Below are 15003 nucleotides of genomic sequence, written 5' to 3'. Positions count from 1 at the left end.
CCACGCTGATGATGGTGATCGATAGACACGCAGCCCTCCTTTCAAGACAAAACTTTGAGTGTGTGGAGCGATTACACCAAAGGCGGGGGTGGAGGCAAGTGGGCGACGGATGCGGCCGCGGTGGAGCGCTCTTCCCTTCTCCCACAAGGGGAGAAGGAAAGAGGTGCTACTTTCCCGGCCTGCCCGTCTTGCCAGGCCGTCGTTTCTCGCGACGCGCGTCGCCTGGGTCCTCATAGGAGCCGATGCCGGCGCGCTGGCGAATGATTGGCTTGGCGTCGCGATCCTTCGCGCCTGTCCCGCCGGACATCTCCCCCACCTGGGGGGAGATTGGCTGCGGCTTGGCCGGCACTTTTCCTTCGATCGGCTTTTCGGTCCGCCGAACCGTCATCTCGTCCAGTGAGTTCTTCTTGAACAGCGGCTTGGTGGCGTCGCCCGGGATGCCGAAGTCGGAGCCGTGCGCTTCCTGCGCCGACTGTTTCTTGAACAGCGAGCGCGACACCGCGCCTGACGGTGTCGGCATGTCGGTACCAGGCCCCATATCGTCGATCGACGGCTTGGCAAATAGCGGTTTCTTCACCGGCACGGCGCCCTCGGCGCCCATTTCGTCGAGCGCCGGTTTGCGGAAGAGGTTGGACCGGGCAGCCCTGGCCGCCTCTTCGGCGGCACGTGCCTCATCAAACTTGCGGAAACGCTCCTGTTCCTCAGCCGTACGGTGCTTGGCCACGCCCTTGTTGTGCTTGCCCTTCTCGCGGCCCGAGACCGGGCTTTCCATGTCGGCGTATTTGGCCAGCGGATCTTCCGAGATGGACAGTTCCATTTCGCGCAGCCGCTTGATCTCATCGCGGATGCCGGCGGCCTTCTCGAAGTCGAGATTGGCGGCGGCGTCGCGCATCTGCTTTTCCATGGCGTCGAGATGAGCCTTGAGATTGTTGCCCATCATCGCACCGGCGCCGTCGGTGAACTGCGAGATATCGGCGCGGACATGGTCCTTCTCGTAGACCGAATCCAGAATGTCGGAGATGCGCGACTTCACCGATTCCGGGGTGATGCCGTTGGCCGCGTTCCATTCCATCTGCTTTTCGCGGCGGCGGTTGGTCTCGGCCATCGCCCGCTCCATCGAGCCGGTGACCTGGTCGGCATAGAGGATGACCTTGCCGTCGACGTTGCGGGCGGCGCGACCGATGGTCTGGATCAGCGACGTCTCGGAGCGCAGGAAGCCCTCCTTGTCGGCGTCGAGGATGGCGACGAAACCGCATTCGGGAATGTCGAGGCCTTCGCGCAGCAGGTTGATGCCGACCAGCACGTCGAAAGCGCCGAGGCGGAGATCGCGCAGAATCTCGATGCGCTCCAGCGTGTCGATATCGGAATGCATGTAGCGAACGCGCACGCCTTGCTCATGCAAATATTCGGTCAGGTCTTCGGCCATGCGCTTGGTCAAAACGGTGACCAGCGTGCGGTAGCCGGCGGCCGTGGTGTCGCGGATTTCGCCGACGACATCGTCGACCTGGCTTTTCGCCGGGCGGACTTCGACCGGCGGATCGATCAGGCCGGTCGGGCGGATGACCTGCTCGGCGAACACGCCGCCGGCCTGTTCCATCTCCCAGGCGCCGGGTGTCGCAGAAACCGCGACGGAGAGCGGTCGCATGGCGTCCCATTCCTCGAAGCGCAGCGGACGGTTGTCCATGCAGGAGGGCAGGCGAAAACCATACTCCGCCAGCGTCGCCTTGCGCCGAAAGTCGCCACGATACATGCCGCCGATCTGCGGCACGGTGACGTGGCTTTCGTCGATGAAAACCAGCGCATTGTCCGGGATATATTCGAACAATGTCGGCGGCGGATCGCCCGGCTGGCGTCCCGTGAGATAGCGCGAATAGTTCTCGATGCCGGCGCAGGAGCCGGTGGCTTCCAGCATCTCAAGATCGAAGCGGCAGCGCTGTTCGAGCCGCTGTGCCTCCAGCAGGCGGCCGGCGCGCTCGAGCTCGACCAGCCGGTGCTTGAGCTCCTCCTTGATCGACTTGATCGCCTGGTTGAGCGTTGGACGCGGCGTCACATAGTGCGAGTTGGCGTAGATCTTGACGCTCTTCAGCTCGCCGGTCTTCTGCCCGGTGAGCGGATCGAATTCGGTGATCGCCTCGATCTCGTCGCCGAACATCGAGATGCGCCAGGCGCGGTCCTCAAGGTGGGCCGGGAAGATTTCGATCGTGTCGCCGCGCACGCGGAACGAGCCGCGCACGAAATTGATGTCCTGGCGCTTGTACTGCTGGGCGACGAGGTCGGCGAGCAGCGGCCGCTGGTCGAGCCGATCGCCGATCTGCATCTGGAAGGTCATCGCCGTGTAGGTCTCGACCGAGCCGATACCGTAGATGCAGGACACCGAGGCGACGATGATGACGTCGTCGCGCTCGAGCAGCGAACGCGTGGCCGAATGGCGCATCCGGTCGATCTGCTCGTTGATCGAGGATTCCTTCTCGATGAAGGTGTCGGTGCGCGGAACGTAGGCTTCCGGCTGGTAGTAGTCGTAGTAGGAGACGAAATACTCGACCGCATTGTCGGGGAAGAACTTCTTGAACTCGGAATAAAGCTGCGCGGCCAGCGTTTTGTTGGGCGCCAGGATCAAAGCAGGGCGCTGCGTCTGCTCGATCACCTTGGCCATGGTGAAGGTTTTGCCGGAGCCGGTGACGCCGAGCAGCACCTGAGTGCGGTCATTGTTGTCGACGCCCTCGACAAGATCCTTGATGGCGGTCGGCTGGTCGCCGGCCGGCTCGAAATCCGACACCATCTTAATGGCGATGCCGCCTTCGGATTTTTCCGGGCGGGCAGGGCGGTGCGGCGTCCACAGCACGCCGTCCTTGTGCAAGGGGTTGCCGGATTCGATCAGCGCCGACAGCGCCGCGACCGTCGCGGTGACGCTGCCCGAGGCCATCGTCTCGGCGTCTTCCAGAGAGATGTCGAGACCGGCGACCGGGTTGAGGCCGGCGGCGGTGCGTTCGCGCGCCGTTGCCGCGCCACCCATCGAGGTCCCGCGCGAACTGCGGCCGGGCGCAGCGGACCGCTCCGGGATCTTCTTCGCGGACTTTGGTGATTTGCCATCGCCCTTACCGGTGAGACGGCCTTCCTTCTCGGCCTCCTGCTCGATCTGCTCGGCCCAGTCGGCAATCGAGCCGGTCAGCGGCGTGCCGGTGAAGTCGGCCTGCGGCGCTTCGGCAAAGCCGGCTCTGTGCAGAGGCTCCGAGGCATCGAGGAAATCGGTCAACGGGCTGCGCCGCTTGGGCGGCGAAGCGCTGTTGTCACCCGCCGGAGACGGTGTCTTTTTCTCGGGAAGTTTGGCCATGCCCCAAATATGGGCAGAGTCCGCCAAAATGGAAAGAGTGCAATGGCAACGGACGCTAAGCGGGTCGAAGCTCCTGACACAAGGGTGTCAGGAGCTGTGTCACGCAAAGCCGGGCCACCTGCTCAATTGAACCACAGCGCGAAGGTCAAAAACCCACCGCCACCGAACTGACGCTGGATCTGGTCGAACTCGCCGCTGGTCACGATCTCACCGCTCTCGAGGTAGGGCGCGATGGCCGGGCCGGTAATCGACAGCACCAGGTCGAAAGGCTTCGGTTCTTCGAAGAAACGCTTCATGTTGATGCCCTGGCCGGTGCTGACCGTGATGCGGAAATGCGGCAGCAGCTTGCGGCCTTCCAAAAGGTCTTCGGCCATGGTCAGAGTGGCGAGCCAGGCCTCGACCTGCTCCTCGCCGACTTCGAGCCCGGTGAGCGGGTTCTCGCCCTTCTGCTGCGGTCCCGGCAGCCATTCGCGGTCATTGTCGGTCTCGGCGCGGATCGCCTTCCAGTCCTCGCGCGACAGCCGGATCATTTCGAGCAGATGGCGGCGCGCCGCTTGACGGCGCTCCGGCTCGACCACCGGCCAGTTCACGAGGTGAACCATGGAGATGAAATCCGCGATGCGCCATTCCGATGAGAAGATGCTGCTGCCCATGTCGCCGGCGGGAGGCACGAGAATGTCCTGCAGCGGCAGTTTGGCGCGCGGAAACAGCATGTGGAACGAGCCGTCGAACATGGTCCTGAAATCATGCGCCAGCCAGAAATCGGCCTGCGCCATCAGGAATTCGGCATAGCCCTGCAGCCAGAAACCGTCGGCCCGGTCGAAGCGGAATGTGAGCGAGGGAGAGGCGCCGTCCGACGAGATACCGCCGCGCGACAGCGCGGCCATCACCGCCGCGATGCTTTCATCCGGCGTGATACTGCCGTCCTCGTTGAGATCGATGCCGGCATGGGTGAGGTCGACGACCATGCCGATATCGGCATCGGCGGGTACCGAGCCCAGAGTGGCCGCGGATGTCTCCAGCCGGTCGCGGAAGGCGACCAGAATGGCACGGAACTGCTCATAGGTCAGCGGTTCGGGATCGGGATTGTCCGGAATCGGCAGCCGCATCAGCGGCAGCATGAAGGATTGCGGGCTTTCGAACCCGTGGCGGTGCAGACCGCCGGCGAGGATTTCCAGCGCGGTGAAGAATTCGCCGGCGCCGGCGGCATAGGCTGACGCCGGATCGCCTTTCGCTGCAGACTCAAGCGTTGTGAGCGCACGGTTGCGCTCGGTCACCGTTTTGGCCTCGAACAAAGCGGTTGCCGCTTCGGGCGCGGCGGCGCGGGCCGAAGATAGCGGCAGCAACAGGAGGAAGGCGGACGCCAGCAGGCCTGCAAAACGTGTCATCTCATCCCTCCACTATGTGATGCGCAGACATTACACGCATTTGGCGCCGTGTCTGCCGGCGGCAGTGTTTCAAGGACTGACGGTCGACACTCCCCGGGCAGACCGTCTACACAAGCTAACCGATTGGGCAAACGATTGGGCGTCGCGTGTCGAACTATCCGCTTTCCTACAAACTGTCATGGCTGCCGCGCTTCCTGAAGCCGTCGCTTGGCGGCGATGTCAGGGATTTTGCGCCCATCGCGGCGACGACACTCATTGATCCACCGCCAGGGCGGAAGGTGCGGCTGGCCTTTGTCGGCGATATTTCGGCGGTGGCCAACCATAGTGCGCCGGAGTGCGATCCGGCGATCGCAAAGCTCTTGGGCTCAGCCGATCTGGTGATCGGCAATTGCGAAAGTCCGGTCGTCGAGCGGCCGAGCGTGGCGTTTGGCACGCGGCTTGGCACTCACCATGCGATGAGCGAGCGGTTTCTTGCCGCGGCGCTTGCCGCCGTAGGCATCGCGCGTGAAAAGCTCGTGCTGTCGCTGGCCAACAACCATGTGCTCGACCAGGGCGTCGCCGGTTTCGACGAGACCGTTGCGGCGTTGAAGCGGCTTGGAATCCGCACCATCGGCACCGCGAAAAAAGGACCGGTCGAGCAGGTCAAGGCCGGGCCGCTGACGATCGGCTTTGCCGCCTTCACACTGTGGCGCAATGGTGACGCCGGGCCATTCACCGAGCTTGTCTCGATGCAAGGCGATCCGGCGGCATGGCCGAGAGGCGCGGCCGACAAGAACATCGATCTCACCTGTGCGGTGCCGCACTGGGACTGGGAGTTCCGGCATTTTCCGCAGCCGCAAACGCAAATGCTGGCGAGGTTGCTGGCCGGTCACGGCGTGGGGCTGATTGCCGGGCACCACGCCCATGTCGTGCAGCCGGTGCAATGGGTCGGCAAGACGCTCGTGGCTTACGGGCTTGGCGACTTCCTCGGCACGGCGCTGGCGCGGCAGCCCTGGCCCGGCCGCATCGCCGGCATTTTCGTCGTCGATGTCAGCGCAGATCTCGGCATGCGCGGTGCGATCGCCGGGTACCGGATGCATCCCTTCATGCGGCTGCGCGCAGGCGGGCATGAGCGGCTGGTTCCGGTCGAGGCGCTGACTGGCCGGGTGAAGGGCAAGGTCCAGGCCAGGCTGAAGGCGATCTTTGGCGACTGACAACTTTCCCGTTATCATAGGCATAATAGGACTTTGCGAGGGGGCGATGGAAGCAGCTGAGTTCATGCCTGATGAAGCGGTGGTCGCCGGCATCAGGAAGAATATCGAGATCTATGAGGCTGGACGGGCTTCGGCCTACCGCCAGGTGCGCTGGCGGGTGCCGGTGTTTCTGGGGCTGCTGCTGGTTTTTGTCGTGCTGGTGGCCTGGCTGTTCAACAAGGTCGCCGACTTGAACGAGCAATGGTTCTCGACGCCGCATGTGTTCCTCTATGTCGGCGGTTTCTTCGCGGCGCTGCTGCTGTACTTCCTGGCGATCAGGCCGGCGACGCGGCTGCAGCAATCGTTCCGTGACACGCTGCTGCCGATCATCTTCGGCTTCATCAGGGATGTGCGCTATCAGCACAGCGTGACGCCGAATTCCTTCGACCGGCTGCCGCGCGCCGTGGTCGGCGCCTTCAACCGGCAGAGCTTCGACGACATCGTGTCAGGCCGCTACGAGGATTTTCCGTTCGAGCTCTACGAGGCGGAGTTGCGCCAAGGTTCGGGCAAAGGCTCGTCGACGGTCTTCAAGGGCGTCATCGTTGCGTTCGAGACGATCGCGCCGTTCCCCGGCATATTGGTTGCGACGCGCCGCAGCAACGCGGTGGTCGGTTTCTTCCGCGGCATCTTCGCCGGCAAGATGCAGGAACTGTCCAGCGGCGATCCGCTGCTCGACGGCGACTACGAATTTCGCACCGACAATGTCGCCGCCGCGCAGCCGCTGGTGAGCGGCCGGTTGGCGCAGGCGCTGAAATGGCTGCACGAGACATGGCGCGATGATCCGGCGCGGGTGGCACTTAATGGCAGCGATGGCTTCCTGCTCTTGCCGCAGCCGAAGAATTTCTTCGAACTGCCCGCCATTTCCGTGCCGCTCGATTACACCAAGCACATCGCGCCGATGATCGCCGATATGGGCGCGATCTTGGCGACGGCGGCGCTGGTGCGCAAGATCGGCGCGACGGATGGCGAGGCCTAAAGCGCCGCGCGTGGAAACGAATTCATGCGACGCGCTTCAGGTCTTGTTTTCATGCATATCGTTGCCCCAAAACGGCGGTCCTGTTTGGGCGCATGCATTAGCCAGGCTGCCGCGCGTCAGCAGGCGAAGCCGTAGTTCTGGCGATAATATTCGACGTCTTCTTGCGCCATCGTCTTGAACATCACGCAGACGGTGAAGCTGCCGACCTGGCGACCGTTTTTGGTGTAGCCCCAGTCGGAAATATCGTCCCGGTTGATTTCGAGTTCCTGGCCGGCCACGACATTGTGCACCGCTTGCGGCTCATTGGCCAATGTTCCTGCAAAGCCGGTCGCGGTCTTGTGGAAGGGGATGATCCAGAAATGCTCCGAGGCGTCTCCGTCCCTGACCTCGACTTTCAATTTGTAGCTGGTTGTCCCGGCTGGCGGCGCATCCGACAAGGACAGGAATTCATCGAGGCTGGCGCGCGCCTGCGCAATGGCCGCCGCCATGTCCGGATCGTCCCTGGCGACGCCTACAACCTTGTCGCCGCCCTGGCCGGAATCCTGCGCACCGGCCGGAATCGGCGCCAAGGCCAGCACCAGGGACAGCACGGTTCGAACTGCATGCTTCATGAAATGGCGCTCCTGCGTGTCGATGCCTGACACCATCATGCATCTATCTGGAGTTTTCAACGGCAGTGCGACAGCGTGGTATGGTCCGAACGGCAGGCCGCTCACAACCCGCTCGGCACCAGCCCTGCCAGCCAGTTCGCGGACCGCTTGGCAATGCCGACCGTTGCCGACGCGACGCGGCTGAGATCTGTCTTGACCACGGCGTAGCCGTTCCTGGTGCGGTAGAGCACGCCTGTTCCGCCATCGACCACTTGCTCGTAGGCGACGGGCCGTACCGCTGCTGCCTCCATGGCCGTCGTCGGGGAGCCGACGGGAACGCTCGGCCGATGGCTCAGTTCCGGCGGCAACGGGGTTTGGACATTCCGGCTGGCCGGCTTCAGTTCCGGGCGGGATGCGGCCGCCGCCAGTTGCGAAGAAGACGCCGACCCCTTGCTGCGGCATATGCCAGAGACCAGCGGATAGTCGAAGTTCTTCTGGTGCAGCATCTGGCTTTTCATCGCCGCTTCGCAGTCGGCGATGGTCGCCCACTTCGCTGGCGTCTCGCCGATATATTCGCAAAGCTTGGCGTCGCAGTCGCAGCCGACAATGGTCATGGCGACAAGGGCGGTCTTGATCACGGTCTTGTCCTTCGGATTGCCCCCCGGCAGCCAGTCCTTCCATCGCGCGCGAACAAGGCGGGATTTTGGCCGCGATCACGCGATGAGCCGGGGGATGCGTTTTCGGGTACGGCTCACTATAGGTGGATTTCGAGACACCCGGTAGCAGATAGGGCGGGAGCGTGATGCATTTGCAGGAAGAAGCCTGAATAAATCTTGTCGGCTATGGCCGCGACAACTGTATCTTGGCCCAGTTTTCTACTACGATACTCACGGGCGATACAACAATATAGGAGGGGTTAGTCATGGGAAGAATTGTCCGGTCCGCCGAGCCTGTGCCAAAAAGGGATTCAACGCTCGAGGGCATTCCAGGCGATGCTCCGCTCGGCGTCGACGATGACAACCAAGAAGATCAAGGATCGAAAGGCGGCGACGGCTATCTCGACCGGGTTGCGAAGTACGTGCCTGCCGAAGTCGTGGCATTTTTCATCTTCGTCAATTCCATCCTGGTCAATGCCACTGAGCAGCCGGTTGCCAAGGCGTTGACCGATGCGGTGGCGGAAGAGACCAAAGGCAATCCAGGGGACATTCCGGGTAAGGTGCAGGCAGCCATCTATAAGATTGAAATGGCCGGTATCAGCGTCTGGACCATTTCATGGATCATGTTGATCGTCGCGCTGGCGATGACGCCGGTGTATCTGAAATCGGTCAGCGATTCAGCCGACAATGCGGAGGCTCCGGGAGCCAACATCGTCATGTCGATGCTCGCCTTCCCATTCTGGGCCTATGCCGTCAACGCGCTGGCCCTCAGGCCATGGCATGACGGTGCGCTGGCTAGCATCATGCTCGCCACCTTCACGCTCATCAGCGGCGCCATACGGCCGGAATATATAAACGCTGGCCTCAATTTGATCCCGGGCATCGGCCCGAAGAAGTAGCTTGGCCCGCCGGGCAGGCCGCGTGCAGGGCGCGTCTTCAGTCGTAGACGTATTCCAGCCTCGCGCCTGCTTCGAACAGCGCCGGCAGCACGATGTGCGGTTAGCGCACGGCGACGATCAGCCCGGTGCGACGGGTGGCCGGATCGATCGGAACCGGTTGGCTGAACAGCGTGCGGGAGCCTTCGGGCGGAGCGAAGTCCGCCGCCGAAAGCACGGTGAGCATGATCGCGTCATTGCCACCGATCTCGACGAAGGACACGCCTCTGTCGATCAGGCGCGGGATCATGTCGGTGAATTGCTGACCGCGCCTGGTGATGAAGATGGTGCCGTCAGCGCCGAAATCGCGCTCCAGCGAAGTATCGGCATCTTCACGCGTCGCTTCGCCGACCGGACCCTTGGCCCAAAAGACAGTCGGCGCCGGGATTTCTCCCAGCGCCTCCCTGTCAGATCAGGACACGGTCGCGGCAGCAACTTCCGTGAAGTCGTCGCGCCATGCCGGCCTTGATTTTGACGGTCCTGCCAGTCACCGCCCGAGGGCAGTGCCCGTTCCAGACCACGCCGTTCTCCACCCTTGCGAGCTTCGCTCAGCGCGCCATCGAAGGTTTTCGCCGTCCTTCATGGCAGCATCGGTCCGCCGTTGGCGTTCGCACGCTTTCCGCGGCCCCGTAGGTCTCGGCATCCGTCCCTCGAACAAGCAAGCCTGCTCTCGCTTCGGGCCGTACGGGCCTCAGGAAATCCGCCTTTTCGCTTTGCCTTTCGGCGCGGCGATCGGCAGCCGCCTGAGATGGGTTAAACTTACGCCGGGTAACGGATTTGGGGAATGGGCGTGAGCCTGTGGATAACGGGATTATCGGGGATCGTTTTCCACGAACCTCGGAATCTTTGCGACTGCTGTTTTAGACAGCCTTCCCCGCTTTTCGACACTTGAACCGGCTGCGCCCCTTGCTCCGCCCGCTGGCTCGGGCTTCAATGCCGGCAAAGCATCGAGCCTATCAGCTCGGTGCGGGGAGGGTGCGTATTGAAAGTCGGGGTGGTGCTCAATCCGATTGCCGGCGGCGGCCGACTGAAACGGCATTGGCCGGAGGTGGCTGCTTCGCTGAAAAAGCATTTCGGCGAATTCGAGCTGCGCGAGACGCAGGCCGAAGGCGACGCCGAACGGCTGGCGCTCGACCTCGCGGCAAGCGGCTTCTGGCTGGTGATCGCGGCCGGCGGCGACGGCACCGCCAGCGAAGTGGCCGACGGATTGCTGCAGGCTTTCGATGAGAGCGGCCGGACAACCGAACTTGGCTTGCTGCCTTGCGGCACCGGCATCGATTTCGCGCGCGGACTTGGCCTGCCGAAAGAGGTGGATGCGGCGTTGAAGCGGATCGCCGAAGCCAAGGCGCGCAAGGTCGATGCCGGGCGCATCTGCTACATCGACGACCATGGCGCGCTGGCCAGCCGGCACTTCATCAATATCGCCAGCCTCGGCCTGTCCGGCGCCACGGACCGTGCGGTCAATGCCGACAAGCGCAAGGGCAGGATGTCGGCCAAGGCGCTGTTTTTCTGGCGCACCGTGGTCGAGTTCATCCGCTACCGCTTCCAGGACGTCAGGATCACCGTCGATGACGGCACGCCGGTCGAGGCGCGCATGGCGCTGGTGGCGGTCGCCAACGGAAAGTTCTTCGGCGGCGGCATGATGATCGCCCCGGACGCCGAACTCGCCGACGGCCAGTTCGACATCGTCGTCCTGCGCGCGGCCGGCAAGCTCAAGCTGATCTGGGACATCCGCCTGCTCTATGACGGACGGCATCGTAACCATCCCGCCATCACCATCCTGCGCGGCCGCAAAGTGGTGGTCGAGCCGCTCGGCGATGTCGAGAAAAACGGCGCGCTGGTCGACATAGATGGCGAGTCGCCGGGGCGTATACCCGCGACGTTTGAGATCCTGCCCGGAGCGCTGACGCTGAGATATTGAATCAAGGCGTTGAGGGATTGATTCAGGTGGTTTGAGCGGCGATTCCGGCGAACCGGCCAAGGGCCTGAATCGCAGGACATATCTACCCGGCTTAGCTTTCCAGCTTGGCTGGGAAACCGGGCGCGCGCAGATCCATGTCGACGGCATCCTCGAGCAGTTTGACGATCTGGGTCGACCAGGCGCCGCCGCCATATTCCTGTTTGCCCATCAGGAAAATCTCACTCACAAGCGGCGCCAGTTGGAGTGGCAGTCTGAACTCCCTGCCCATCGCAAGCGCAAAGCCGAGGTCCTTCAGTGCCAGGTCCATGGTGAAGCCAATGTCGTAGGAGCCGTTGAGGATGAGCTGGCTTTCGGTCTCATGGACGAAGCTGTTGCCGGAGGAGGCGACGATGGCGTGGTAGGATTGCGCGAGGTCGAGGCCGCCTTGCTTGGCCAACATCAGCGCCTCGCCGGCGGCGACGAGATGGATGAAGGCCAGCATGTTGGTGATCACCTTGATCACCGCCGCCGAGCCGACCGGACCCATCAGGAACGACTTTGCGCACATCGCTTCGATGGCCGGACGATGGCGCTCGTAAAGCGCAGCATCGCCGCCGACAAGCGCGGTGATCTTTCCGACCGCGGCCAGATGCACGCCGCCGGTGACCGGGCACTCAAGCGTTTCGACGCCCTTGGACGAGGCGAGGGCGGCGAGGCGCAGAATCTCGTCGCGGCCATTCGTCGACATCTCGATCCATGTGCCGCCCTTGGGCAATCCTTCCAGCAGTCCACCGGGACCAGCCAGCACCGCTTCACTGACCTTGGGCGAGGGCAGGCATGTGATGGCGTTGCCGGCTAGCGCTGCCGCTTCAGCCGGGCTGTTCGCTGCGATGGCGCCGAGCGCCACGATGCGCTCGACGGCGACAGGGTCGCGGTCGAAGACGATGGCGACAAAACCGCTGCGGAGCAGGCTGGCGGCAAGGTTACCGCCGAGATGGCCAAGGCCGATGAAGGCGTAGCGTTCGCTCACGGCATCAGCGGCATTTGCATCATCTGCAAATGCAGGTCCTTGCCGGTGTAGGGATGCGCCTCGCAGACCGCCTCGTTGAGCTCGACGCCGAGGCCGGGCTCCTTCGACGGAATGACATTGCCGTCCTGCCACTCGATCTTCTTCTTCAAGAGCGTGGCGTGGAAACCGTCCCACTGCTTCAGCGATTCCAGGATGAGGAAATTGGGCAGCGTCACCGCCAGCTGGATGTTGGCGGCGCCAACGATCGGCCCGCAATAGCAGTGCGGCGCGATCTGGATGTGGTAGGCCTCGGCCATGGCGGCGATCTTCTTGGTTTCGAGAATGCCGCCTGAGCGGCCAAGGTCCGGTTGCAGGATGGTGGCGGCGCGGTTCTCGATCACGCGAGCGAATTCGAACTTCGTGGTCAACCGCTCGCCGGTGGCGATCGGGATCGAGGTGCCGCGGGCGACCTGCGCCATCACTTCGGGCATGTCCGGCGGGACCGGCTCTTCGAACCACAAGGGATCGTAGGGCTCGATGGCTCGTGCCATGCGCAGCGCACCCGACGCGGTGAACTGGCCATGCGTGCCGAACAGAATATCGGCGCGGGTGCCGACGGCTTCGCGGATCGCCTTGACCATGCGGGTGGAGACATCGATGTCGATCAGGCGCGGCTGGTGGCCGTCGAAGGCGGTGTAGGGGCCTGCCGGGTCGAGCTTGACGGCGTTGAACCCCTGCTCGACATATTCGAGCGCGCAGGCGGCCGCCAATTCGGGGTCATTGTAGACGTTCCGGCCGTCCGGCGCGTCCTCCGAATGGACGCTGCCGGTGTGCGGATAGAGATAGGTGTAGGAGCGCAGCGTCTCGTGCACCTGACCGCCGAGCAGTTTGTAGACCGGCTTGTCGGCTTCCTTGCCGACAATGTCCCAGCAGGCCATTTCCAGCGCCGAGAAACAGCCCATGCCGGTAACGTCGGGGCGCTGGGTAAATCCTGAGGAATAGGCGCGGCGGAAGAAGGTCTCGATGTCATGCGGATCGTGGCCGATCAGGTAACGCTCGGCCATGTCCTCGACCAGCTTCGCTGTTATGTGAGCCGAGAAGGTGGCGTTGTAGGCCTCGCCGTAACCGACGACGCCGCCATCGGTGGTCAGCTTGACGAAGATGAAATACTTGCCGCCGATGCCGGGCGGCGGGTTGCCGACTACCCAGGTCTTGACGTCGGTGATCTTCATTTTTGGTCCTCCAGAACCAGTTCGGCGCCCTTCCATCCGGTCATGACCGAGGCGGCGTTGGTGTTGCCGGTGATGTTGGCGGGAAAGATCGAGGCGTCGATTACGCGCAGACCTTCGAGCCCGTGCACTTTCAGGCGCGGGTCGACGACGGCGGCCCCGGCGTCCGGCCCCATGCGGCAGGTCGAGACCGGGTGATAGACGGTGCCCGAGCGCTTCCTGAAATCCTGGATCAGGTCGGCATCCGATTGGATCGATGGGCCCGGCAAAACCTCCTCAGCGATGATCTCGGCCATGGCGGGCATCGAGGCTATCTTGCGCACGAATTTCACCGCCGCCAGCATCTCGTCGACATCGGCGTTGGTGGAATAGGCGTTGGCGACGATCCTGGGATAGTCCAGCGGATTGCTGGAGCGGATCATGATCTCGCCGCGGCTGGACGGGCGGCAGTTGGAGAGGCCGATGGAAAAGCCCGGCCACGGATCTGGCGTCAGGATCGGCCGCTCGCCGCTCTTCGGAATGACGGTCGAGAAAGCCTGGAAATAAAGCTGCATGTTGGGGCGCGAAAACGCCGGGTCGGTTCGGAAGAAGCCGCCGCCATGGTTCATCGACAGCGACAGCGGGCCGGAGCGGGTGAGGATGTACTGCATGCCGACCAGCAGCTTGCCCCACCAGGGCCGCAGGATTTGGTTGAGCGTCGGCACGTTTCCCTTGAAGGTATAGTTGATGCCGACATGGTCCTGCAGATGCGCGCCGACATTTTCGTTGGCGTGGACGACCGGGATGCCAAGCCCCTTGAGCAGTGACGAGGGGCCGACGCCGGACAGTTGCAAGAGCTGCGGCGAGTTGATCGAGCCGGCGGACAGGATGACTTCGCGGCCGGCCCGCGCCGTCTTGGTCTCGCCGTTCTGCAGATATTCGATGCCGACGGCTCGCTTGCCCTCGAACAGGATCCTGCTCGCCAGCGCATTCGTCTCGACGCGGACGTTTTTGCGCTTCATCGCGGGGCGCAGGAAGGCGCGCGCGGCCGACATGCGGCGGCCGTTTTTGGTGGAGATCTGGTAGGTGCCGACGCCTTCCTGGGCGGCACCGTTGAAGTCGGGGTTGAGCGGCAGCCCGGCTTGCTGGCCGGCGGCGAGGTAGCGCCTGGTCAGCGGATGGACGGCGTTCGTGGTGTCGGTGATATGCAGCGGCCCGCCGGTGCCGCGCCATCTATCGGCGCCGGCCTCATTGTCCTCAAGCGCCTTGAAGCCCGGCAACAGATCGTCATAACCCCAACCGGGATTGCCGGCATCGCGCCAGTCATCAAAATCCTCGCGCGCGCCTCGGATCCAGACCATGGCGTTGATCGAGCTTGAGCCGCCAAGCAGCTTGCCGCGCGGCCAATGGTCGACATTGCCGGCAAGGCCGGGGTCCGGCTCGGGCTTGTAGTTCCAGTTGACCGCGGGGTCGAAGAAAGTCTTGCCGTAGCCAAGCGGCATCTGGACATAGAAGCGGCGGTCGCTGCCGCCGGCTTCCAGCACCAGCACGGAGTAACGGCCGGAAGCCGACAGCCTGTCGGCGAGAACCGAGCCGGCTGAGCCGGAGCCGACGATGATGAAGTCATAGGTCTGCATGATTGGTGTTGGCGGCTCCGCAAAACTGGCTGCAGCCTATCCGCGGCAGGCTTCCGAAGTCGCGGTGCCTTCCGGCATGCGTTGTGAAAAATGCGACCGTGAGACGCCTGGCCGGAAAAGCTGCCATGGAACCGACATTGC

At 63.4% G+C, this 15003-nt stretch carries 12 protein-coding genes; 4 read left to right on the top strand and 8 right to left on the bottom strand.

Going from position 1 to position 15003, the window contains the following annotated elements; genetic code table 11:
- Nucleotides 1-166 precede the first annotated feature (166 nt).
- A complete protein-coding gene (uvrB, locus tag NKH38_RS00525) occupies nt 167-3331 on the bottom strand; it encodes an excinuclease ABC subunit UvrB (protein ID WP_352758412.1) in 3165 nt (1054 codons plus the stop codon).
- A 122-nt stretch (nt 3332-3453) separates the two neighbouring features.
- On the bottom strand, nt 3454-4719 hold the full coding sequence (locus NKH38_RS00520) for a hypothetical protein (RefSeq protein WP_352758410.1): 1266 nt from the start codon (nt 4717-4719) through the stop codon (nt 3454-3456).
- Nucleotides 4720-4865: 146 nt separating this feature from the next.
- Between NKH38_RS00520 and NKH38_RS00515 the strand changes: the two genes are divergently transcribed.
- Both NKH38_RS00515 and NKH38_RS00510 read left to right on the top strand, forming a co-directional pair.
- Nucleotides 4866-5912, top strand: a complete 1047-nt coding sequence (locus tag NKH38_RS00515) for a CapA family protein (protein ID WP_031197561.1) — start codon at nt 4866-4868, stop codon at nt 5910-5912.
- Between the two features lie 46 nt (nt 5913-5958).
- Nucleotides 5959-6927, top strand: a complete 969-nt coding sequence (locus NKH38_RS00510) for a DUF3137 domain-containing protein (RefSeq protein ID WP_023683735.1) — start codon at nt 5959-5961, stop codon at nt 6925-6927.
- A gap of 116 nt (nt 6928-7043) precedes the next feature.
- Here the strand turns inward: NKH38_RS00510 and NKH38_RS00505 are convergent, their stop codons facing one another.
- Both NKH38_RS00505 and NKH38_RS00500 read right to left on the bottom strand, forming a co-directional pair.
- Entirely contained in the window at nt 7044-7538 is a 495-nt protein-coding gene (locus NKH38_RS00505; protein ID WP_352758406.1) for a YegJ family protein, read from the bottom strand.
- A 101-nt stretch (nt 7539-7639) separates the two neighbouring features.
- Nucleotides 7640-8155, bottom strand: a complete 516-nt coding sequence (locus tag NKH38_RS00500; RefSeq protein ID WP_023728220.1) for a hypothetical protein — start codon at nt 8153-8155, stop codon at nt 7640-7642.
- Between the two features lie 284 nt (nt 8156-8439).
- On the opposite strand from NKH38_RS00500, the gene NKH38_RS00495 reads away from it, so the two are divergent.
- Nucleotides 8440-9072: a hypothetical protein gene (locus NKH38_RS00495; protein ID WP_156941312.1), complete on the top strand. Its 633-nt coding sequence runs from the start codon at nt 8440-8442 to the stop codon at nt 9070-9072.
- Between the two features lie 100 nt (nt 9073-9172).
- Here NKH38_RS00495 and NKH38_RS00490 read toward each other — a convergent pair whose 3' ends face one another.
- Nucleotides 9173-9358: a hypothetical protein gene (locus NKH38_RS00490; RefSeq protein ID WP_352758403.1), complete on the bottom strand. Its 186-nt coding sequence runs from the start codon at nt 9356-9358 to the stop codon at nt 9173-9175.
- Nucleotides 9359-10090: 732 nt separating this feature from the next.
- Here NKH38_RS00490 and NKH38_RS00485 point away from each other — a divergent pair.
- Nucleotides 10091-11029, top strand: coding sequence for a diacylglycerol/lipid kinase family protein (locus NKH38_RS00485; protein ID WP_352758401.1), 939 nt, complete (start codon nt 10091-10093; stop codon nt 11027-11029).
- A gap of 91 nt (nt 11030-11120) precedes the next feature.
- On the opposite strand, the gene NKH38_RS00480 is transcribed toward NKH38_RS00485, so the two are convergent.
- Genes NKH38_RS00480 through NKH38_RS00470 form a run of 3 tightly spaced genes read right to left on the bottom strand, consistent with a single transcriptional unit; the run spans nt 11121 to nt 14862 of the window.
- The gene (locus tag NKH38_RS00480; RefSeq protein ID WP_352758400.1) at nt 11121-12038 is read right to left on the bottom strand and encodes an NAD(P)-dependent oxidoreductase; all 918 of its coding nucleotides are present in this window, start codon (nt 12036-12038) and stop codon (nt 11121-11123) included.
- Nucleotides 12035-13249: a mandelate racemase/muconate lactonizing enzyme family protein gene (locus NKH38_RS00475; RefSeq protein ID WP_352758399.1), complete on the bottom strand. Its 1215-nt coding sequence runs from the start codon at nt 13247-13249 to the stop codon at nt 12035-12037. The genes NKH38_RS00480 and NKH38_RS00475 overlap by 4 nt, the downstream gene beginning before the upstream one ends.
- A complete protein-coding gene (locus NKH38_RS00470; protein WP_352758398.1) occupies nt 13246-14862 on the bottom strand; it encodes a GMC family oxidoreductase in 1617 nt (538 codons plus the stop codon). Before NKH38_RS00470 ends, NKH38_RS00475 begins: the two co-directional genes overlap by 4 nt.
- Between the last annotated feature and the right edge of the window lie 141 nt (nt 14863-15003).

This window comes from Mesorhizobium sp. M1078 (assembly GCF_040318615.1).
Taxonomy (GTDB): domain Bacteria; phylum Pseudomonadota; class Alphaproteobacteria; order Rhizobiales; family Rhizobiaceae; genus Mesorhizobium.
The sequence above is the reverse complement of the archived record's forward strand: the minus strand, read 5'-3'. Positions and strand labels throughout refer to the sequence as shown.